The organism is Herbidospora sp. NBRC 101105 (genome assembly GCF_030269205.1).
GTDB classification, from domain to species: Bacteria; Actinomycetota; Actinomycetes; order Streptosporangiales; family Streptosporangiaceae; genus Herbidospora; species Herbidospora solisilvae.
This window is the reverse complement of the sequence record NZ_BSSX01000002.1, coordinates 881,511-903,450: the sequence shown is the minus strand read 5'-3', so window position 1 is coordinate 903,450 and position 21,940 is coordinate 881,511. Positions and strand designations below refer to the sequence as shown.

Sequence of the window (21,940 nt, the reverse complement as noted above, 5' to 3'; positions counted from 1 at the left end):
TCGCTATTCTCCCGGTATGGCCGAATCGATCGGGGAACGACTGGCCTCCCGGTACCTCCTGCTCCGTCCCCTCGGCTCCGGTGGCATGGGCACCGTCTGGCTCGCCCGTGACGAGATGCTCGACCGCGAGGTCGCCGTCAAGGAACTGCGGGTTCCCGACGGGATGGGGGAGCGGGAGCGGGCGGAGCTCGTCACCCGGGTGATGCGCGAGGCCGAGGTGACCGCACGGTTGCGGCACCCGGCCGTCGTCAGCGTGCACGACGTCCTGGTCGAGGACGGCCGTCCCTGGATCGTCATGGAGCGCCTCAACGGGCGCCCGCTCTCCGCCGAGATCTCCGCCCACGGCGGGCTCCAGCCGGGCGCGGTGGCCGAGATCGGCGCCCGCATGGTCGACGCGCTGTCGGCCGCGCACGCCCACGGCGTGCAGCACCGCGACGTCAAGCCCGGCAACGTGTTCCTCACCGTCGACGGACGGGTGGTGCTGACCGACTTCGGCATCGCCCGGCAGGCCGACACGACCAACCTGACCGGCGACGGGATGCTGATCGGCTCCCCGGGCTTCATCGCGCCCGAACGGCTCGAAGGCCACTCCGGCGGGCCGGCCTCCGACCTGTGGTCGCTCGGGGCGACCCTGTACACCGCGCTGGAGGGCGTGCCGCCGTACCGGGGAAGCCACGTGCAGGTCATCCAGGCGACGCTGACCGCGCCGGTGCCCGCGCCGAGGGTCGGCGGGCCGCTGGGCACCCTGATCACCTGGCTGATGGCGCGCGATCCGGCCGACCGGCCCGACGCCGCGACCGCCGGGCGGCTGTTCCAGGAGATCGTCCGGGGCGGGAATCCCCAGATCGCGCCGGCCGGCCGGAAGAGGAACGGCCTGTGGGTCGCGGTGGCGGCCGGGGCCGCCGCCGTCGTCGCGGCGGCCGTGGTGCTCATCGCGCCGTGGGAGTCCGGCGGCGCGGGCACCCCGGCGGCGCGGCGCCCGCCCGCGCCGGTGTTCGCGCAGGACGTCGACTTATGCGGGGTCGTCTCCGCCGATCAGGTCAAGGCGCTGCTCGGCCAGAACGCCCGGCCGACGGAGATCGAGGGCGGCTGCCAGTGGACGGTCGAGGGCACCGGCCTGCGCCTCGAACCCACCACCGACTCCGACACCCCCGACTGGTGGGACCTGGACCTCGACGCGGCCCGCTCCCTCTACGGCGGCATCAAGCGCCACGTCGCCAACCAGCCGCGTGACTCCTCCCTCATCTGGTACGAGATCGGCACCAAGCGCCGCATCCCCACCGTCATCTCGGCGATCCGCCCGCTCACCGGCGTCGGCGAGGAGGCGTTCACCTGGGACGTCACCTCCGACGAGGGCCGCATCATCGCCGTCGACGTCTACTTCCGCGTCGGCGACTTCGTCGGCCGCGTCGAGTACGCCGACCTGGGCGACCGCACCGCCGACCAGATCCGCTCGGGCGCCGAGACCGCCGCCCGCGCCGCGGCCGACACGCTGTGGGGTCACGCGTGACCCTGCTCGCCGGCCGCTACCGGCTCGCCGAACCCCTCGGGAAGGGCGGCGCGGGCACCGTCTGGCGTGCCCACGACGAGCTGCTGCGGCGCGAGGTCGCGGTCAAGCAGATGCGCACGCCCAGCGACCTCGGGCCCGGTGAGCTGGCCGAATACACCTCCCGGGCGATCGGGGAGGCACGGGCGGCCGGGCGGCTCAACCACCCGTCGATCGTCAAGATCCACGACGTGGTGCCCCATGAGGGCGCGCCCTGGATCGTGATGGACCTCGTGCCGGGCACCTCCCTCGACAAGCTGCTGCCGCTGCCGAGCGCCCGGGTCGCCGAGATCGGCCTGTCGATCCTCGACGCCCTCGAACTCGCGCACGCCCACGGCATCCTGCACCGGGACGTGAAACCGGCCAACGTGCTGGTCGGCGACGACGGCCGGGCCATGCTGGCCGACTTCGGCATCGCCGCCCCCTTCGGGGCCGACCCGGCCGACAGTTCGGGGTCGCCGGCGTACATGGCCCCCGAACGGTTCCGCGGCCTGCCCGCCGGGCCGCCGTCGGACCTGTGGTCGCTCGGCGCGACCCTCTACGCGGCCGTGGAGGGCCGGGGCCCCTTCCACCGCAACCTGCCCGCCGCCGTCGTGGCCGCCGTCGTCATGCACGACCCGCCCCCGATGACGCAGGCGACCCCCGCCCTGGCCCGCGCGGTCGGCGCGCTGCTCGCCAAGGACCCCGCCCACCGCCCTCCGGCCGCGACCACCCGCCACCTGCTGCGGGACGCCGTCGCGGCGGTGCCCCCGCGCTCGCGCCGGACCGGCCGCTGGGCGATCGGCGCCGCCCTCACGCTCGCCCTCGGCGTCGGCGGCGGCTGGGCCGCCTCCCGGTTCGCGGCCGGCCCGGACGACGTCCCGGCCCGCTTCACCGCCGCCCCCGACGCCTGCACGTCCCTGACCACCGCGCAGATCACCCGCCTGCTCGGCGTCCAGGCCAACGCCGAACCCACACCCGACGGCGGCTGCCGCTGGATCAACCGCTCCGGCGGCGCCGAGGTCGTCGTGGGCTACCGCCTGACGACCGGGGCCGCCCCCGCCCGCCCCGACGGCGCCGAGAACCTCACCGGCGTCGCCGACGAGGCGTACGTGGCGCCCGCCGACGGCGGCGCCACCGTCTGGTTCCGGAGAAGCAACCTGTCCGCCCAGGTCACCTACAAGTCGCCCGGCGACGACACCAGGGAGCGCGCCCGCCAGGCCGCCCAGCTGGTCGCGGCCGGAATCGGCTGACCAAGGAGTCCCCCCATGCCCGAAGACCCCCAGAAGCCCCGGAACCACCTGCGTGCGGTCCCCCCGCCCCCGGAGGACACGCCCCCAGCGGACCCGCCGGGCGAGGCCTTCGGTTCTCCTGTACGGGATTCGCGCCCCCACGCCTACGACGAGGACGACCCGGCCACGGGCGAGATCCCCAAGACGACCGGCACGAGCCTGCCGTTCGTCCGCCGGACCGGCGAATCGGGCATCCCCATGATCGGCGACCCGACGAGAGTCGCGTCCCGGCCCGACGGCCCCACCCCGCCCGCCGACCCGGAACCCCCGGCCGGGCAGGCTCCTCCGGCCGCCCGGAACTCCGGCCCGGACGAGTCCGACCCGTTCGGCGCGATGCTCCGTGACCTGGACAAGCAGCCCCCTGCCGAGCCCGCGCCGGGAGCCGACGGCGCGGCGGCCGACCCGTCGAAGACCGGCGACCCCACGGGCGTGGACCCCGCGACCACGCGGCTGCGCGAGAGCGCCTCCGAACTGCCGCGGCGGATCCCCAAATCGTCGACCAGGCAGTCGGCCACCCCGTCGTCGCCTCCCTCCGACCGGCCGGGCTGGTTCGACACCCCGTCCAGCCAGCCCCGCAAGCCGCCGACCCCCGAAGGGCCCGGCCAGCTCCGCCCGCCGGCCCTGTTCGGCGCGCCCACCTCGGAGGGCCCGCCCGAGGGCCGCTCCGACTTCCGCGACTTCACCCGCCCGGACGCCCCCGGACGCGGCGGCGGCCCGGTGCCCCACACCCCCTCCGACCGGCACGCCCCCGGCGCGAACGGCGTCTCCCCGATTGCCGACGGCCCCGCCCGGCGCCCGGACCAGGGCCCCGGCCAGGGGTTCGACGCCTTCGGCGCGCACCGCCCCCCGCAGCCCCCGGCCAACCCGGGCCCGGCGTGGCCCGCGGCCGGCCCCGAGTGGCCCGGCATGCCGGAGCCGCCCGCCTTCGGCGGTCCGGGCCCCCAGCGCTTAGGCGCGGAGCCCTTCGGCGGCGGACAGTGGCCCGGTGCCGAGCCCCCGGCCGCTCCGCAGCGGCCCGGCCCTGACCCGAAGAGCGGCCCACAGTGGCCTGGCGCGGAGTCGTCGACCGGCCCGCAGTGGCCTGGCGTGGAGTCCACGTCGGGTCCGCAGCGGCTCGGTGCGGAGTCTCCGTCGGGTCCGCAGTGGCCGGGTTCCGAGCGGCCGAGCGGCCCGCAGTGGCCCGGGGCGGAGTCGTCGACCGGCCCGCAGTGGCCTGGCGTGGAATCCACGTCGGGTCCGCAGCGGCTCGGCGCGGAGCCCTCAAGTGGCCCGCAGTGGCCGGGTGTGGAGTCGTCAGGCCCGCAGCGGTTCGGTGCCGAGCCCGGCGGCGGCGCGCAGCGGCCCGGGCCTGACCCCCAGGGCGGCCCCCAGTGGCCGGGCATGGAGTCGTCGACCGGTCCCCAGTGGCCGGGCGTGGAGTCGCCGTCGGGTCCCGCGGGGCCCGGTCCGGAGACGCCGGGCGGCCCGCAGTGGCCGGGTGCCGAGTCCAGGAGCGACGCCCCGTGGCCGGAGGCGGCCCCCACCGCCAAGTGGCCCGGGACGGAAGGGCAGCCGCCCGAGTCCCGGCAGGAGTCCTCGGGCCTGACGGCTCCGGGTTCGGCCTGGTCCACCCCGTCCGAGGGCACCGCGTGGCCCCCGAACACCCCCGAACCCCCGGGCCCGCACGGTCACGTCCCCCGGGGCAGTGAGCGGTGGCGCGGGCCCGCCGACGCGAACCAGCCTCCGCAGGGTCCCTGGAACCCGCAGGCCGCCCAGCCCCAGGAAGGGCCGGAGGGCACGGCGGTGCTGTTCCAGCCGCACGCCAACGGCGCCCCGAGCGGGGGCGGCGACCCCTGGCAGGCGCAGAGCGGCTGGCAGCAGAACTCCGGCCCGTGGCAGGGCACCACTCAGCCGGGCTGGGCGCAGCCTCCCGGCCCGCCGACCAGGAACAAGTGGCTGTGGCCGCTGATCGCGGCCGTGGTGGTCCTGGTCGTGGCGGGCGGCACGTTCGTGTTCTTCCAGACGACCGGAGGAGAGGAGACCCCGCAGACGGCGCCGCCGCCGAAGGCGGGGGCGTCTCCCGAGGCGTCGGGCGCCGCGCCCCCGGCGGCGGGCGACGACCCGAAGGGCACCGACTTCGACGTCTGCGCGATGCTCGACCCCGAGCAGACCGAGCGGCTGGTCCCGGCCGCCAAGATCGACATGCGGATGTCCGACGAGCGCGACTCCACCCTGGTCAGCTACGTCCGGTGGACGTGCGAGTGGACCAACCGCAACATCTCGTTCGGCGAGTACAACCGCCAGCGGCAGATCACCGTCAACGTGGCGCGTTACGAGGCGATCGGCGACACCACCGCCGACAAGGCGGCCACGATCCAGTTCGACGGCGAGAAGCGCCAGTACGACTACACCGCCTCGGTCTCCAACGACGAGCGCTACTACTCCAAGCCCCAGGTGTTCACCGGCATCGGCGAGGCCGCCGTCGCCCAGTATCAGTGGACCCGCGAGGACGACTACCGCTACGCCTTCGGCACCGGCATGGGCCGGGTCGGCAACATCACCTTCGACGTCAAGTACGAGGCCAGCCAGCAGCACAAGGAAGCCGACGTCCTCACGAACGACACCAAGCAGTCGATCACCGAGGAGAACGCGATCCGCGAGGTCAAGGCGCTGCTGACCCAGCTCGCCCAGTCGGCCGAGGCCTGGTACGCCAAGAAGCCGCTGCCGTTCGCCGGCAAGGCCCGGCCGACCCCCACCCCGACGCCGAGCCCGTCGCCGGTCAAGATCGCCCTGCCGCCGAACTGCGTGACGATGAACCCGGTGGCCGCCAAGCTGGTCCCGAAGACCGAGGGCCTGGCGCAGCAGCTCACGGAGGGCAAGGCGAAGCTGACCGAGTGTCAGTGGTGGAACGACGCCATGCCGGTCGAGGGCGGCAAGGTCCGCTGGCGGAACCTGCGGATCGGCATCCGGGAGTTCCCGAACGCCGAGATGGCCCGGTTCTACCTGGTCGACGAGCGCGGCAAGAGCCGCGGCACGGCCGGTTCCAAGATCGGCGGCATCCAGTGGAGCAAGATCCAGAAGATCCCGGGCCTGGGTACCGACAACTACGGCCAGGCGATCAGGCAGCAGACCGAGACCGCCTACAGCGGCGCGTACGAGGTCAAGGTCATGCAGGACAAGTTCGTCGTGACGGTCCTGTTCGGCGGCGCCGACCGCCCGGCCGGGACCGAGATCAACAACACCGGCGCGGTGCTCATGCCGCTGCCGGAGGCCGCCGCCGGGGCCAAGGAGATGGCGGCCGGTCTGCTCGGCACGCTGTGAGCCGGGTTCCCCCTGGGTAGGTATGCGCTAACGACCTATCCGGGGGGAATCATGGCCGCTTGCGAAGTATGCGGAAACGACTACGACATGACGTTCGAGGTGCACGCCCAGGGCGCCGTCCACACCTTCGACAGCTTCGAGTGCGCGATCACCAGGATGGCGCCGATCTGCGAACACTGCGGCTGCCGCATCATCGGCCACGGCGTGGAGGCCGACCGCAGGTGGTTCTGCGGCGCCCACTGCGCCCGCTCGATGGGCGCGTCGGAGATCGTCGACCGCGTGATGGCCTGAGCGCACGCTCCCGGGCGATCGGCCGGACGCCCGGCTCGATCGCCCGGGGCGGTGCGGGGCCTTCCCCCGCGGCGACCTTGCACCGGGCTGATGGCTCAGAACCCGAGCGATCAGCCGGAACACGGGCTGATCGCTCGGGTCCCTACGAGTAGTGGACGATCAACTCCTGGTCGGAGCCGAGGTCCGCGAGGGTGCGTCGGGTGGTCCCGCCGGTCGCGTCCACCGCGAGCACCTTCCGCCCGTCCCGCACGATCAGGGTGTCCTCGTTGAACCACCCGATCACCTCGCCGGACGGTCGCAGCGGTCCGGGCCCGCAGATCCCGTGGGAGCAGGCCCCGGCGTACCGACGCCCGGAGGGCGAGAACACGAGGGTGTCCATGCCGTCGTAGGCCCGCACCCGGCCGCCGTCGAGGCCGTAGACGACCCCGCCCGACGTGACCGCGCCAGGCGCGAACGCGAAATCCGTCTCCGCCGCGCGGACCGCCACGTGCACCGAGCGCCGTGCCCCCACGTCGACCAGCACGAACCCGGCCCGTTCGGTTCCGGAGAACACCGTCAGCAACAACCGCCCGCCGTCCGCCGACCACACCGGCGAGCGCACCGCGAGCGGCGGCTCCACGGTCGGCACGGTGAACGTCGCCCCGTCCCGCGTGAAGGTCACCACGTTCCCGTCGGCGGTCCGTAGCGGCGCCCAGTCGACCTCCGCCAGGGTCTGCCCGTCGGGCGACACGACCGGATGCCGTTGCCGTCCGGTCGGGACGAAGGAGTCACGCACCCGCACATACGACCGGATGCTCAGGATCGATGTGCTGACGCTGAAGGACGTGAGCCGCACCGGGTCGGAGGCGTGCTCGTGCACGGTCCCCGGCAACTCGGGCACCCGCAGTGAGGTGAAGGCCGCCGACGGCGGACCCGACGACCGGGGAGGTTCCGGCCGCGAGGCCCACACCGCCACCCCGGCGGCCGCGGCGGCCACGGCCAGCGCCGCCCCCGCGACCAGGACCCGCCGCCCGGTCCGGCGGGAGGCCGCCGGACCCCGGCCGAGCAGCCGTAACAGCACCTCGGAGGAGGCCGGCCGGGCACGGGGGTCCTTGACCAGGCAGGCCGCGACCACCTCCCGCAGATCCCCGGTCAGGGGCCCCAGATCGGGCTCCCCGCGCAGCAGCCGGTTCAGCACCGCGGGCACCGAATCGGCCCCGAACGGCGGTTTCCCGGACGCCGCGAACACCACGGTCGCCGCCCATGCGAACACGTCGGCCGGGGGTCCGGGCGGCGACTCCCCGAGTTGCTCCGGGGCCATATAGGTGGGAGTTCCAACCGCTCCGGTGCCGGTCGTCTCGGCGTCCACGGCCCGCGCGATGCCGAAGTCGATCACCCGGGGCCCGTCCCGGCCGAGGATCACGTTGGCCGGCTTGAAGTCGAGGTGCACCACCCCGGCCCGGTGGATCGCCGCCAGCGCCGTGATCGTGCCCACGGCCACCGACCGCAGCGTCCCCCCGCCCAGCGGCCCGCGCTCCCTGACCAGGGCCTGGAGCGTGGGCCCTTCGACGTATTCGGCGGCGATGTACGGCACGCCGTCCGCCACCCCGAACCCGAGCACCCGCGCCGCGCAGAACGACGCCACCTCCGGCAGCACCTCGGCCTCCCGGAGGAACCGTTCGGCCGCCCCGTCCTCCGGCACCGCGTGCAGCACCTTCAGGGCCACCTGCCCGCCGTCGGGCCCGGTGGCGAGGTAGACGGTGCCCTGCCCGCCGGCCCCCAGAGTCCGCAGGATCGTGTAGCCGCCCAGCCGGCCGCCCTCCACGGGGGTCAGCTCCGCAGGAAGAACAACTGCACGAGGGGGTCGTCGCCGGGCAGGTCGAGCTCGACCAGGGTCCGGGTCGTCTCGCCGGAGAAGTCGATCACGTCGGCGCGGTACTCGCCCTTCTTCTCCCGGGAGAACAGCAGGTGGGTCGCGTCGAACCAGCCGATCACGCCGTCGCCCTCGGCCGAGGGCACGCCGCCCCGCCGCGCGCCGGTGGTGGTGTCCCAGACGCAGAAGACGTGCCGTTTCTCGCACTGGGTCGTCACGAACGACTGGCCGTCGGGAGAGAACCAGGCCGGTCCGGCCGGGAGCCCGACCCAGTGGAAGCTGCGCAGGGCACGCCCGGTGAGGTCGTGGAACCGCACCCCGAACCGGCCCTCGGGGGTCAGGTAGGCCGTGGCGACCTCCCGCCCGTCGGGCGTCCACCGGAACGCGGGCAGCGCGCCGAGCCGCGCCTCCGGGTCGGTGGCCAGGAAGGCCTCCCGGTCGGCGTCGTTGGCGGTCTCCACGACGGTCGCCGCCCGGGTGGCCGGGTCGACGACCACGAACCCGAAGGGCACGATGTCGTCCGGCCCGCCATCGGTGATCCACAACGACAGCAGCAGCCGGGTCCCGTCGGGCGACCAGGCCGGATGGTGCGCGCTGAGCGGCGCGGCGATGGTCGGCACGGTGAACCGGCGACCGCTGCCCCGGTCGGTGAACTCGACGTCGAGCCGCTCCCTGCTCGCCACGAACAACTCGTCGATCGTCGCCGTCCAGCGGCCGTCGGGCGAGACGACCGAGACGTGGTTGTCGCCGCCGGTCCGCTCGAAGCCCGCGCCGTCGCGGCTGCGCGCGAAGGCCGCCGTCGCGTCGGCCGAGACACTGGCCCGGTAGGAGGCCAGCCGCAGCGGGTCGCCGGGCCGCTCGTCCAGCACCCCGCCCGCGAGCGGCAGCGGCGACGGCCCCGGCGAGGGGAACGCCACCGGTCGCGGCATCGGAGCGGGGCTCGGCGCCGCCTTCCGCGCCTGCGGGGCCGGGGCGGGCGCGAGCAGGTACCCTCCCGCGCCGGACACCAGCGCCAGCGCCAGCCCGCCCGCCGCGAGGGCGACCGCGCCGCCTCTGCTCCTCTTCTCGGGGGGTGTACGGCTCACGCCCGCCCGAGGCGCCACGACCACCCGCGGCGCGGCGGCCGGCAGCACCGTGTCGAGCGCCCCCGCGTGACCCAGCAGCCGGAGCAGCGTCTCCTCGGCCCCCGGCCGGGCCCCGGGCTCGTCGGCCAGGCAGTCGGCCAGGAGGTCCCGCAGCACCCCGGAGAGCGGCCCGAGGTCCGCCGCCCCGTAGGAGACGCGCGTCGGGTTCTCCCCGAACGGCGGGCGCGCGGTGGCGGCGTACACGATCACGGCCGCCCAGGCGAACACGTCGGCGGCGGCGCTCGGCGGTTCGTCGGGGTCCTGCCAGAGCTCCCGCGACTCCTCGGCCCGCCAGGCGGGCGTGACCGGCCGTTCGGCCCCGATCAGGCGGGGCCCGTCAGGCCCGAGCAGCACCCGTCCGGGCGTGATGGCGTCGTGGGTGAGCCCGGCCCGGTGGAGGGAGGCCAGGGCGGTCGCCGTGGCGACGGCGAGCCGGTGCAGCGCGGGCCCGGCCAGCGCGCCCCGCTCGGCGACCTCCTCGGCCAGGCTCGGCCCCGGCACGTACTCGGACACGATGTAGTCGCGGCCGGTGTCCAGTATGTGCGGTGTGCCGACGGCCGCGGCCTCCCAGACGCGGGCCAGCGCCTCGCGTCCGGGGGCGTCGAGCGGCCGGGCCAGCCTGCGCGCGGCCACCTGCCCGCCGCCGGGGGCGGTGGCCAGGTAGACGTCGCCGCCCAGGCGGCCCACCAGGGCGTAGGGGCCGAGCGAGGCCGGGTCGTGCGGGGTGAGCGGCTCGACGGGAGGCATCAGTTCCCCGTGTAGTAGAGGAGCAGGTCGGTCGTGTCGTCCTCGGGCGGGATCTCGGCCAGCACCCGCTGCGGCCGTCCGCGCAGGTCCATGGCCACGATCCGGTGCGGATCCCCGCGTGGGTCGGCGACGATCAGGTGGGCGTCGTCGTACCAGCCGTAGAGCAGGCCGTCGGGGTAGAACAGCGCGATCGACGCCTGCCGCACCCCCGTGGCGGTGTCCCACACGCAGTACGTGCCGCCGCTCGGGCAGAACGTCACGAACGTCTTCCCGGACGGCGAGAACATGCGCCGTCCGTAGGTCTCGCCCACCCAGTGGTAGGCCTTGGCCAGGTCGCCGGTCAGGTCGCGGAACCTGACCCCGTGCTCGGTCGCGGTCCGGTAGCCGACGACGACCCCCGAACCGTCGGGCGTCCAGGCGAAGTGCCCTTCGCCGCCGGTCGTCTCGTCGTCGGTGTCGACGGTGGCGACCGCCCGGGTGGCGACGTCGACGACGACGAACCCGGCCGGGCGGCCCTCGTCGCCGGAGGTCATCGTGAGCATCAGCTTCGTGCCGTCGCGCGACCAGGTCGGGCGTGTGTAGGGGACCCCCGGCGTGACGGTGAACGGCTCCCCGGCCCCGGTGAACGTGATGCTCTCGGGGCCGACCGCGGCGAGCCACGTCCCGCCGGGGGAGCGGGCCGGTTCGACGTTCTTCCCGGGCAGCCGGGTGAAGGCGCCGCCCTCGGCGCGGACCCAGGTGCCGGCGCCCTTGCGGTAGCCGGTGAGCCGGACGGGGTCGGCCGGGTTCTCCTTCAGCGTGATGGCGGGACCGGGCGCGGTGACCTCGCCGGCGGCGGGGGGCGGGGGAGCGGGCTCGTCGGCGGCGGCCAGCGTGCTGACGGAGGTCGACGGGGTGCCGGTGGCGTCGGCGGGGGTGGTGGCCGCGACGGTTTCGCCGCCCCCGAGCGTGTAGCCGCCCAGGCCCGCGACCAGCACGATCGCGACGGCGGCGGCGATGAGCGCGCCCCGGTGCGGGCCGCGGCGGGCCGGGGGAGCCGGGACGGCGGGCTCGGTCTCCCGCTCCTCCGGTTCCGGCCGGTTCACCACGTCGAGGGCGGCCCGGTCGACGGTGAGCTGCGCCTCGCCGATCAGCCGTTCGAGCGCCTCCCGCGCGGTGGGCCGCTGCCCGGGATCCTTCGCCAGGCAGGCCGCGACGACCCCGGCGAGACCTTCGGGCACCCCGTCGAGGTCCGGGTCGTCGTGCAGGACGGCGTTCATGGTGGCGGCGGGGGAGTCCCGCTCGAAGACGTGCCGCCCGGTGACGGCGAACACCATGACGGCCGCCCAGGCGAACAGGTCGCCGGGCGGCGCGGGCGGGTGCACCTCCGGTCGCAACGCCTCGGGCGGCAGGTAGGCGAGCGTGCCGACGGGCCGCGTCTCGCCGGGGTCGCCGGTCTCGGGTGCCGGGGAAGGGACGCCCGAGGTCAGCAGCGCGTCGAGGTCGAGGAGGGCCAGCCGAGGGCCGGCGCCGGTCAGGATGACCGACCAGGGCGTGAACGATCCGTGGGCCACGCCGTCGCGGTGCAGCCCGGCGAGGCCGGTCATCGCGGCGATGGCCAGGCGCTGGGCGTCCCGTTCGGGCAGGGCCTTCTGTAAGTGGGCGCCGTCGACCTTCTCGACGACGACGTAGGGCTCGCCGCCGGAGGTTCCGGCGTCCAGCAGGGAGAGCCAGGGGTAGCCGCCCGCGCGCTGGAGCTGGTCGATCCGTTCCAGGAACGCGTCGGGGTCGGGCAGGCGGGTGTGGAACAGCGTCAGCAGGGCGCCGTCGCCCGTCTCGAAGGAGGCCGACCGGTCACCCGGCGGGTACGCGCCGGTGAGGGTGTGGCCGCCGAGCCGGCGGGGATCGCGGAGCGGCTGTGGCACTGCCAAGTGGATCCTCCGATTACGCGTCGGTGGATCATTATGGCGACCAGCCTACTGTCGATTCCCGAAATATCAGGATTCGAAAGCGACCAATCGGACAATGACCCACCCGTCCCCGTCAGCCATCGGCGGGAACGTCGTGCCGGGCACCGCGGTGAAGACGTGCGGCATCTGCTCGCGGGTCACCGTACCGAACATGTCGCCCGGCAGGGTCATGCCCAGGGCGTCGGCCCGCTTGGCGGCCGAGTAGAAGCTGCCGCCGTTGTCGAGTTCGGCCGCGATCGAGGCGGCGCCCCAGGCGTCGGCCAGCCGGATGAAGGCGACCTTGGCCCGCTCGGGCCGTTGGGATTGGGCGATGAGGTAGTCCTCGATCTCCCAGATGAGCAGTTCGCCGAGGTACTGAGGGGTGTCCTTCCACATGGGGCCCGATCGTGGCGGAGCCCGCTTGATGTCTGCTTGTCTCCCGATTGCACCGGTCTAGTGGCCGCCGCGTTGCCGCCGTCGCACAAGCCGGCCAATTGTCCGGTGAAGCCGGTCAAGGTCTTCTCGTCGCTGGTCGCAGCGACCACACTGCTAGGTGTGAGCGACTTTGATGTACTCGTCCTGGGATCCGGGCCGGGTGGGCAGAAGGCCGCCATCGCGGCCGCCAAGCTGGAGCGCCGCGTAGCGATCGTCGAGCGGCGCAACATGATCGGCGGGGTGTGCATCAACACCGGCACGATCCCCTCCAAGACCATGCGCGAGGCCGTGCTCTACCTGACCGGACTCAGCCAGCGCGAGATGTACGGCCGCAACTACCGCGTCAAGGAGGAGATCGGCATCTCCGACCTGACCGCGCGCACCCAGCACGTCGTGGGCCGCGAGGTCGAGGTGGTGCACAACCAGCTCTCCCGCAACCGCGTCACCGTGCTGACCGGCTCGGGCCAGTTCCTCGACCCCCACACCATCGCCGTGATCGACGAGCACGGCCGCGAGACCAAGGTCACCGCCGACAAGATCATCATCGCCACCGGCACCCGCCCGGCGCGCCCCGACAGCGTCGAGTTCGACGGCTCCACGATCATCGACTCCGACGGCATCCTCCAGCTCGCCCAGGTGCCCGACTCCATGGTCGTGGTCGGGGCGGGCGTCATCGGCATCGAGTACGCCTCCATGTTCGCCGCCCTCGGCACCAAGGTCACCGTGGTCGAGCGCCGCGACCGCATGCTGGAGTTCTGCGACCTGGAGGTCATCGAGGCGCTCAAATACCACCTGCGCGACCTGGCCGTCACGTTTCGCTTCGGCGAGACCGTCGCCGCCGTCGAACGCCACGAGCGCGGCGCCCTCACGATCCTCGAAAGCGGCAAGAAGATCCCGGCCGCCACGGTCATGTACTCGGCCGGCCGCCAGGGCATGACCGAGTCGCTCGCGCTGCACACCGCCGGCCTGGAGGCCGACCCGAGGGGCCGCATCACCGTCGACGAGTACTACCGCACGACCGTCCCGCACATCTACGCCGTCGGCGACGTCATCGGCTTCCCGGCGCTGGCCGCCACGTCGATGGAGCAGGGCCGCCTGGCCGCCTACCACGCGTGCGACGAACCGGCCGCCGCGATGAACGGCCTGCAGCCGATCGGCATCTACACGATCCCCGAGATCAGCTTCGTCGGCGCGACCGAAGACGAGCTGACCGACGCCCACATCCCGTTCGAGACCGGCCTGTCCCGCTACCGCGAGCTGGCCCGCGGCCAGATCATCGGCGACACCTACGGCATGCTCAAGCTGCTGGTCTCGCCCGACGACCGCAGGCTCCTGGGCGTGCACGTCTTCGGCACCCAGGCGACCGAACTGGTGCACATCGGCCAGGCCGTCATGGGCTGCGGCGGCACCATCGACTACCTGGTCGACGCCGTCTTCAACTACCCGACCCTGGCCGAGTGCTACAAGGTCGCCGCCCTCGACGCCATGAACAAGCTGAGGAGGGTCCAGCGCTTCAGCCACTGAGCGGGCGATCAGAGCGCGTACGACAGGATCGCGCCGGGGTTCTCCAGCGCGCGGGTGGGCGTGCCGGCGGCGTCCCGGGTGAAGCCCGCGCCGTCGGTGGCGATGTAGAGCGTCTTCCCGGCGGCGTCCACGGCGGTGTCGCGGTAGCGGTTGACGGTGTCGGCGATCCTCGTCGCCGCGCCGGCCTTCTCGCCGCCGGAGGTGAGCGGGATGCGGTAGACGGCCCCGTCCTTGAGCGAGGTCGCCAGGAGCGTGCCGCCGGGGCCGGGTTCCAGGCTCGACAGGGCCAGTGTCGGCCAGCAGACGAACGCCGCCGAGGGGTCGCACCGGGTGTCGGCGCGGAAGTCGAAGTCGTCCGCCACGGTGTCGAAGGTGACGAGCGGCGGCGTGAACGCCGGGTCGTCCCAGTCGGTCTCCTCGGCGGTCGGGACGTCCGGCGGGATCTCGTAGTCGTCGAACGTCTCGGCCGCGCAGCCGTTCTCCGCCTCGGCCCACCGGGCATAGACGTACGCCTTGCCGTCGCGGTGGCCGGCCACGTGGGGCCAGCCGTAGTTCCCTCCCGGACGCACCAGGTTGACCTCGTCGTCGGTCTTGGGGCCCTGGTCGGTGCCGTACAGGAGACCCGAGGGGCTGAAGGCCAGCCCCTGGGCGTTGCGGAAGCCCGTCGCGTAGACGTGGCTGCGGACGCCGCCGAACTCCGGGTTGTCGCCGGGGACGGAGCCGTCGAGGTCGAGCCGCAGCACCTTGCCCTGGTAGGCGCTCCAGTCGCCGGCGCGCACCTGCGCCGCGGTGGGGAGCGTCTGCGCCTCGATGGGCTCGCAGTAGCGGCCGAACTGGTTGTTCCCCTGGTCGCCGATCGTGTAGTAGAGCCTGCCGTCGGGACCGAAGCGCAGCTTGCCCGACTGGTGGTCGACGCTGGAGACCAGGCCGGTGATGACGTCGGACGGATCGGTCAGCACCTGCCGCGACGGGTCGTAGGTGTACCGCACGATCTTGGTGCGGCGGCCGTCGCCGGCGTCGTAGGTGTGGGCGAGGTAGACCCAGTCGCGGCCCTTGCCGCCCAGCAGGTCGGGGTGGAGCGCCATGCCGAGCAGGCCGTCCTGGCCGCCCGTGGTGTGCCGGGCGTCGTCGACGGTGAGCGCCACGGCCTTGCGCCCGTTCGCCGGGTCGACGCGGGTGACCCGCGCGCCCGACTTCTCGGTGACCCACAGGAAGCCGTCGGGGCCCCACAGGATCTCGTACGGGTCGTCGAGCCCGGTGGCGACGACCCGCACCCCGCCCGGCGCCGGTTCTCCGGGGGAGGCGCACGCGGCGCCCAGCACGAGCAGGCAGGCCGCCGCCGCCGATAAGCCCTTCATGCGGCCTTATGTGAGCACAGGGCAGGACGACGCGCTACCCCTTGACCGCCCCGATGATGACGCCCTTCGTGAAGTGCCGCTGGACGAACGGATAGATCAGCAGGACCGGCACCAGCGCCACCACGATGATGGCCATCTTGATGGCCAGGTTCGGCGGCAGGGCGTATCCGGCGGCCGTGTCGACGGCCCGCTGGTTCGGCACCAGGTTCATGCCCTGCTGCACGTACTGCCGCAGGATGAGCTGGAGCGGCCATTTGGTGTTGTCGTTGATGTAGAGGACGGCGTTGAAGAAGGCGTTCCAGTAGCCGACCGCGTAGAACAGCCCGATGACGGCCGTCACGCCCTTCGACATCGGCAACACGATCCGCCACAGGATCCGGAAGTCGGAGGCCCCGTCGATCCGCGCGCCGTCGAGCACCTCACCGGGGATGTTCATGAAGAACGCCCGCATGACGACCAGGTTGAACGCCGACACGGCGGTGGGCAGGATCAGCGACCAGTAGCTGTCGATCAGCCCGAGCTCCCGCACGATCAGATAGCTGGGGATCATGCCCGGCGTGAACAGGAACGTCAGCAGGAACAGGAACAGCAGCGGCCGGTGCAGCACCGACCCGGGCCGCGACAACCCGTACGCCGCGAGGATCGTCAGCCCCAGGCTCAGCGCGGTCCCGACGACCGTCACCCCGGTCGAGACCAGCACCGCCCGGGTCACCACGCCGCCTCCGAACAGCTCGCGGTAGGCGTCGAGCGACAACTCCCCGGGCAGGGTCACCAGGCCGCCGGCCTCGGTGACGGCCCGCGCGGTCGACAGGCTGGTCAGCACCACGACGTAGAGCGGATAGACCATGGCCAGCACGATCAGCGTCAGCACGACGGTCTTCAGCGTCAGCCCGAAGACGGTCGGCCGTTCCTGCCAGACGGGACGGGTAGTCATGATCGTTTGTAGATTCCCTGCTCGCCGAACCGGTGGGCGACCTTGTTGGCCACCACGATGAGGATGAGCCCGACCAGGCCCTTGAACAGCCCCGCCGCCGCGCCGTAGCTCCACGCGCCGGTCATCAGGGTGCGCCAGTAGACGAACGTGTCGAGCACCTCCGCCGCCTCCGCGCCCACGGCGTCGCGCTGGAGGAAGAACTGCTCGAAGCCGACGTTCAGCGCGTCGCCCAGCCGCAGGATCAGCAGCAGCAGGATGACCGGGCGCAGACCGGGCAGCGTGATGTGCCACAGGCGGCGCCACCGGGAGGCGCCGTCGACCGCCGCGGCCTCGTACAGGCTGGTGTTGATGGCGGCGAGGGCGGCCAGGAAGATGATCGTGCCCCAGCCGGCGTCCTTCCAGACCGACTGCGCGGTGACCAGCACGATGAACGCGTCGGGGTCGGTCATGATGTGCCACGGCTCGTGCCCGGCCTGGCGGAGGGTCTGGGCGATCAGGCCCGCGCCGCCGAGGATCTGCTGGAACAACGCCACGACCAGCACCCACGAGAAGAAGTGCGGCATGTAGACGACGCCCTGGATGAACAGCCGCAGCCGCCGCGACATGACGCTGTCGAGCAGGACGGCCAGCGCGATCGGGATCGGGAAGTAGAACACGAGCTGGAAGGCCGTGATGGTCACCGTGTTGCGCAGCGCGGTCCAGAACTCCGGGTCCGACAGCAGCCACTGGAAGTTGTAGAGGCCGACCCACGGGCTGCCGGTGATGCCGTCGTAGGGGGAGTAGTCCTGGAAGGCGATGACGTTGCCGAGCGTCGGGACGTAGTGGAACACCACGAGCAGCCCGACGGCCGGGATCGTCATGGCCAGCAGTTGCCAGTCGCGCCGGAGCCGCGCCCGTAACGGCGGCCTCCCGGGTTTCGGCGGCCTCGTGCCGGCGGATGAGGTCAGGGCATCCGCCGGCGGAGACTTCCTAAGCACGGCCATTCTCGGTGAGGACCTTCATGTAGAACTCGCGGCCCGCGTCGCCGCCGCCCGCCTTCCACTCGGTGATCGCCTGCTGGAGGGTGTCCAGCCCGCGGCGGCCCCGGATGATGTCGACGACCTTGTCCTCGAACGGCTTGGCGGCCGCGGTGAAGTCGCCGGGCTCCTCGACGCGGATGCCGTCGAACGGGTCCTGGTGCCGCACGGTCGCCGCCTCGTTCCACCAGGTGGTGGCGGTCCGCACGTAGTCGGGATGGGCCTGCGACTCGAAGATGGGGTCGACCCGGCCGCCGAGCCACACGTAGCTGCCCACGATCTCCTTGGGGCCGAGCTCGGTGACCTGCGGGGCGCCCTTGTCGTCGCGGGTGAAGTGCACGCCCTCGACGCCGTTGTTGAACAGCAGCTGCTCCTGGCTGCCGAACGGCGCGGAGAGGTAGTCGAAGATCGCGAGCAGCTCCTCGATCTTCTCCTTCGGGGTGCCCTTCTTGACGAACGTGTACGACGGGTCCTGGTTCATCCGGTATTCGGGCTTGCCCCCGTCGGCCCCGAAGACGGGCAGGGGCTCCATCCAGAAGTCGGGCTTCTCCTTGCCGATCTGGATGAGCGTCTCGGCCCAGAACGAGAAGCCGTCGCTCTTCACCAGGATCTGGCCCGACTTGAAGAGCTCCTTGTCGTCGGCCGCCGACTTCGCCGACAGCACGTTGGGGTGCACGAGCCCGGCGTCCACCGCCTTGCGCATCCACTCGACGGCGGCGGCGTACTCGGGGGTCTCGTAGCGGTGGACGAGGGAGCCGCCCTCCTTGCGCCACTTGCGGGGCGCGCGGTAGATCTCCTCGACCATCGGGAAGATGTCGCTGAACGCCCAGCGGTCCTTGGACGCGTCGGTGACGGCCTTGCCCATCGCGAGCAGGTCGTCGGCGTTCTTGGGGGCGCCCTGGCCCAGCTTCTCCCACAGGTCCTTGCGGTGGAAGAGCACCCAGCCGAACTGCGGGGCCGGCCAGGCGGGCACCGCTTTGAGCTTGCCGCCGAAGACGGAGTACTGCCAGGCCGTGGTCGGGATGGCCGACAGGTTCGGATACTTCGCCGAGACGTCGCCCGCCAGGTAGGGGGTGAGGTCCTCGAACAGGCCGTCGACCGCGCGCGCGTAGTCGGGCACCGCGGCGAGGGCCCAGCCGGGCAGGGTGGTCACGTCGGCGACGTCGCCGCCGGCCAGCAGGGTGGGCAGCTTGTCGTTGATGGTCAGGCCGTCGAGGTAGTTGAACTCGATGGTCGCCCCGAGGTCCTTGTTGACGGCGTCGTAGTAGGAGTTCTGGCCGAGCGGCGACGGCAGCGGGCTCCAGGTCGGCACCATCGCCTTGTAGCTGCCGCCCTTGCCGGGCACGGCGGTGACCAGGTCGACCAGCTTCTCGCTCGGCGGATAGGTCAGGTATCCGTCGCGTCCGAAGCCGGGGATCGTGCCCGGGATGTCGGGGGTCAGCACCGTGCGGGGCACGTACTTGGGCACCAGCGCGGCGAGTTTGTCCATCGCGGCGGCGGTGGCCTTGGCGCCGGGTTTCGGACCCGGCGGGGCGGAGCAGGCGGCGAGCACGGTCAGCCCGGCGAGACCGAGGAATCCCCGTCTCGTGGTGGTTCTCACAGAGCGCCCCCTTCCTGGTAGAGTTAGTTCGTCTAACGACCAAACAAACTAGTCCAGAAGGCAGGGCACCACAAGTGGCGCCGCCTATGCGGCATGATGAGGCCGACACGGAACGGGGCTCAATTGATCACCAATACTCAGGGAAGCGCTCCGGGCACCGGCCCCCAGCCGGCCGACTTCACCGACGTGCGGGCCACCAACCTGGCGGTCGTGTTGCGGTTCGTCCGCGAGAACGCCCCCTGCTCGCGCGCCGACATCGCCGCCTCGACCGGCCTCAACAAGGCGACGGTGTCCAGCCTGGTGGCCGACCTGATCGACCGGCGGCTGCTGCGTGAGACGGGGCTGACCGAGAACCGGGTGGGCCGCCCGGCCACGATGCTCGTGCTCGACGGCTCCCCCTACGCCGCCGTCGGCATCGAGGTGAACGTCGACTACCTGACGGCCGTCGCGGTCGACCTCAAGGGCGAGGCGCTCCTGTCGTGGCGGCGTGCGTTCCCGGGCGGCTCGGCCTCCTCGGGCCAGGCGGTCGCCGGGATCGCCGGCGTCGCCCGCCGTGTGGTCACCCGGATGACCAAGGAGGCCCGGCAGGTGCTCGGCCTCACCGTCGCGGTCCCCGGCCTCGTCGACCTCAACGGTTCGGTGCGCCTGGCGCCGAACATGGGCTGGCGCGACGTCGACCTGGCGGGCGACCTCGCCAAGGCGCTGCGCGACCCGGGCTTCCCGGTCCTGGCCGACAACGACGCGAACCTGGGCGCGCTGGCGGAGCTGCGGTTCGGGCCCCATGTGGGCGTACGCGATCTCGTCTATCTGACCGGCGAGATCGGCGTCGGCGCCGGCCTCGTGCTCGACGGGCGGCTGCGGCGCGGGGGCGCCGGGTTCAGCGGCGAGATCGGGCACATCGAGATCGTGCCCGGCGGCCCGCCCTGTCACTGCGGGCGGCGGGGCTGCCTGGAGGTGGTGGCCGGGCTGGGCGCGCTGCTCGACCGCACGGTCCCGGGCGGGGTGTCCCCGGCGGAGCTCGAGCCCGAGATCGACGAGGTGGTGCAGCGGGCCGAGGCGGGCGACCCCGTCGTGCTCGACCTGCTCGACACCCTCGCCGGGAACCTGGGCCGGGGCGTCGGGATCGTGGCGAACCTGCTGAACCCCGAGGTCGTCGTGCTGGGCGGCTACTACGTGAAGCTCGCCCCGTGGATCCTGGCGCGGGCCGAACAGGAGATGCTCGGCCGTTCCCTCGCCCCCGCGGGCGGCGGCTGCCGGCTGGTCGTGTCGGGCCTGGGTTACGGCGCGGCCGCCCTCGGCGCGGCGGCCCGCGTCCTCGACTCGGTCGACTCCGGCCGGCTGCCCGCGCCCGCCTGACCGGGCCCCGGCGGCCGAACCGATACACGGCCGAGCGGTCGCCGACACGGTCGTGCGGCGGGCCGGACGTCTCCGGTGTCCAGGGTGGGACGCATGCGAAAACGATCCCTCCTGGCCGGCGTGGTCCTCGCGCTGGCCGCGTCCCTCATGACCGTCACCCCGGCGCAGGCCGTCGTCGGCGGCGCCGAGTCGACCCGGGCCTACTCGTTCATGGGCTCCTTCCAGCCGTCCTATCCCGCGCCGCCGCGCCCCGACGGGCACGGGTGCGGGGTGGAGGTCCTGGCGCCGCAGTGGGTGCTGACCGCGAGCCACTGCGCCGGCAAGAACCCGACCGTCGCGAAAGTGGGCGTGCCGCGCGGCTGGAAGGTCCGGGTCGGGTCACTCGACACCACCTCCGGCGGCGAGGTCGCCGAGGTCGACCACTACTACCGGTTGTCGAACTTCCAGGAGGAGGGCGGCATCTGGGGCCGGGACCTCGCCCTGATGCACCTGCGGACCCCCGTCCGGGCCACGCCGGTGCGCATCGCCTCGGCCACACCCCCGGCCGGCACGCCCGTCCGCATCATGGGCTGGGGCATGACCTGCGACGACATCGCCGACCTCGCATGCTTCCCGACCCGGTTGCGGGAGGCCGACACCGTGGTGCAGCCGCTCTCGGCGTGCCCGTCGGCCGCCGAGGCCGGGGAGTTGTGCGTCGGCAGCCGTGACGGCGGCGTCGCCGCGAGCAACATGGACTCCGGCGGGCCCGTGCTCGTGCGCGAGGGTGGTCGGTGGGCGGTGGCCGGGGTGGTCAGCGGCCCCGGCGGTGACAAGGCGCCGACGTTGTACACCGACGCCACCAGGCACGCCGCGTGGATCAACGGCATCATCTCGGGCACCGACGTGCCCCCCGACGACCGCATCCCGAACGTGGAAGGGGCCGTGGACCTGGGCGACTGCGTGGGCTCCGTGGTCCGCGTCGCCGCCTCCCGCCCCGACGACCCGGCGCTGCTGCTCACCAACGGCCACTGCGTGCAGGGCAAGCGGCCCGCGCCCGGAACCGCGCTGGTGGACCGGCCCGCCGACCGCGAGGCGCCCGTCGCCGACCGCCAGGGCTATCCCCGGGTGACCGCCCGCGCGATCCGGCTGGTGTACGCGACCATGACCGGCACCGACATCGCCCTCTACCGCCTGAACATGACCTACGCGCAACTGGCGGCCAAGGGCGCGAAGGTCTTCCGGCTCGCCTCGGCTCCCGTGCGCGCGGGCGACCGGCTGTCCCTCGCGTACACCACCCGGCGCATGAAGTGCACCGCCGAAGCGGTGGTCGACCTGCGGGAGGGCGGCTACCGGCAGCACGACGCGATCCGCTACGCCACCGCCGAGGACTGTGTGCCCTTCCACGGCATGTCCGGGTCGGCGCTGCTGGCCCCCGGCGGCACCACGGTCGTGGGCGTCCACAACACCCACAACGAGGCGGGCGGCCGGTGCACCGACGACAACCCCTGCGAGGTGGGCCCGCACGGGAAGGTGACCTCGGTGAAGGGCCGGTCCTACGGCCAGCAGGTCCACCGGATCGCCGCCTGCCTGACCTCGGGATCGCGGCTGGACCTGACGCGCAGGGGCTGCTCTCTCAGCAGATAGACACGCCTTGTTTTAAGGTGTGGATTCCCCATTGA

The 21,940-nt window shown here is 73.1% G+C and carries 15 protein-coding genes; 7 read left to right on the top strand and 8 right to left on the bottom strand.

Translation table 11 applies throughout. The features are described 5' to 3' along the window. Positions 1–16: 16 nt before the first annotated feature. Genes QSK34_RS12945 through QSK34_RS12930 form a run of 4 tightly spaced genes read left to right on the top strand, consistent with a single transcriptional unit; the run spans position 17 to position 6,408 of the window. Entirely contained in the window at positions 17–1,510 is a 1,494-nt protein-coding gene (locus QSK34_RS12945; RefSeq protein WP_285583571.1) for a serine/threonine-protein kinase, read from the top strand. Beyond that, a complete protein-coding gene (locus QSK34_RS12940; RefSeq protein ID WP_285583569.1) occupies positions 1,507–2,778 on the top strand; it encodes a serine/threonine-protein kinase in 1,272 nt (423 codons plus the stop codon). The genes QSK34_RS12945 and QSK34_RS12940 overlap by 4 nt, the downstream gene beginning before the upstream one ends. A gap of 15 nt (positions 2,779–2,793) precedes the next feature. Next, a complete protein-coding gene (locus tag QSK34_RS12935; protein ID WP_285583567.1) occupies positions 2,794–6,117 on the top strand; it encodes a hypothetical protein in 3,324 nt (1,107 codons plus the stop codon). 51 nt (positions 6,118–6,168) lie between these two features. Beyond that, positions 6,169–6,408: a metallothionein gene (locus QSK34_RS12930; RefSeq protein WP_030454659.1), complete on the top strand. Its 240-nt coding sequence runs from the start codon at positions 6,169–6,171 to the stop codon at positions 6,406–6,408. A gap of 142 nt (positions 6,409–6,550) precedes the next feature. Here QSK34_RS12930 and QSK34_RS12925 read toward each other — a convergent pair whose 3' ends face one another. From QSK34_RS12925 to QSK34_RS12910, 4 genes are all read right to left on the bottom strand, one after another. Beyond that, positions 6,551–8,212 carry a serine/threonine protein kinase gene (locus tag QSK34_RS12925; protein WP_285583564.1) on the bottom strand — a complete coding sequence of 554 codons (1,662 nt, stop codon included), beginning with the start codon at positions 8,210–8,212 and terminating at the stop codon, positions 6,551–6,553. Between the two features lie 5 nt (positions 8,213–8,217). Beyond that, positions 8,218–10,131, bottom strand: a complete 1,914-nt coding sequence (locus tag QSK34_RS12920) for a protein kinase family protein (protein WP_285583562.1) — start codon at positions 10,129–10,131, stop codon at positions 8,218–8,220. Beyond that, positions 10,131–12,035 (bottom strand): protein kinase domain-containing protein, encoded by a 1,905-nt coding sequence (locus QSK34_RS12915; RefSeq protein ID WP_285584005.1) that lies wholly within the window; start codon positions 12,033–12,035, stop codon positions 10,131–10,133. Before QSK34_RS12915 ends, QSK34_RS12920 begins: the two co-directional genes overlap by 1 nt. Before the next feature lie 72 nt (positions 12,036–12,107). After that, positions 12,108–12,455, bottom strand: coding sequence for a hypothetical protein (locus tag QSK34_RS12910; RefSeq protein ID WP_030454655.1), 348 nt, complete (start codon positions 12,453–12,455; stop codon positions 12,108–12,110). A 159-nt stretch (positions 12,456–12,614) separates the two neighbouring features. Here QSK34_RS12910 and sthA point away from each other — a divergent pair, with 159 nt between their 5' ends. After that, complete coding sequence (gene sthA, locus QSK34_RS12905) at positions 12,615–14,018, top strand: Si-specific NAD(P)(+) transhydrogenase (RefSeq protein ID WP_285583559.1); 1,404 nt, start codon at positions 12,615–12,617, stop codon at positions 14,016–14,018. An 8-nt stretch (positions 14,019–14,026) separates the two neighbouring features. Here the strand turns inward: sthA and QSK34_RS12900 are convergent, their stop codons facing one another. From QSK34_RS12900 to QSK34_RS12885, 4 genes are read right to left on the bottom strand one after another with little or no spacing between them, the layout of a single operon-like run. Further along, positions 14,027–15,376: a glucose/sorbosone family PQQ-dependent dehydrogenase gene (locus QSK34_RS12900; protein ID WP_285583558.1), complete on the bottom strand. Its 1,350-nt coding sequence runs from the start codon at positions 15,374–15,376 to the stop codon at positions 14,027–14,029. A 34-nt stretch (positions 15,377–15,410) separates the two neighbouring features. Beyond that, positions 15,411–16,310 carry a carbohydrate ABC transporter permease gene (locus QSK34_RS12895; protein ID WP_285583556.1) on the bottom strand — a complete coding sequence of 300 codons (900 nt, stop codon included), beginning with the start codon at positions 16,308–16,310 and terminating at the stop codon, positions 15,411–15,413. Beyond that, on the bottom strand, positions 16,307–17,293 hold the full coding sequence (locus QSK34_RS12890) for an ABC transporter permease (RefSeq protein WP_285583540.1): 987 nt from the start codon (positions 17,291–17,293) through the stop codon (positions 16,307–16,309). Before QSK34_RS12890 ends, QSK34_RS12895 begins: the two co-directional genes overlap by 4 nt. Next, a complete protein-coding gene (locus QSK34_RS12885; protein WP_285583538.1) occupies positions 17,280–18,926 on the bottom strand; it encodes a type 2 periplasmic-binding domain-containing protein in 1,647 nt (548 codons plus the stop codon). The genes QSK34_RS12890 and QSK34_RS12885 overlap by 14 nt, the downstream gene beginning before the upstream one ends. 123 nt (positions 18,927–19,049) lie before the next feature. On the opposite strand from QSK34_RS12885, the gene QSK34_RS12880 reads away from it, so the two are divergent. Together QSK34_RS12880 and QSK34_RS12875 are read left to right on the top strand one after the other, a co-directional pair. Continuing rightward, positions 19,050–20,282, top strand: a complete 1,233-nt coding sequence (locus tag QSK34_RS12880) for an ROK family transcriptional regulator (RefSeq protein WP_235966169.1) — start codon at positions 19,050–19,052, stop codon at positions 20,280–20,282. 93 nt (positions 20,283–20,375) lie between these two features. Further along, complete coding sequence (locus QSK34_RS12875) at positions 20,376–21,905, top strand: S1 family serine peptidase (protein WP_285583537.1); 1,530 nt, start codon at positions 20,376–20,378, stop codon at positions 21,903–21,905. The last annotated feature ends 35 nt before the right edge of the window (positions 21,906–21,940 follow it).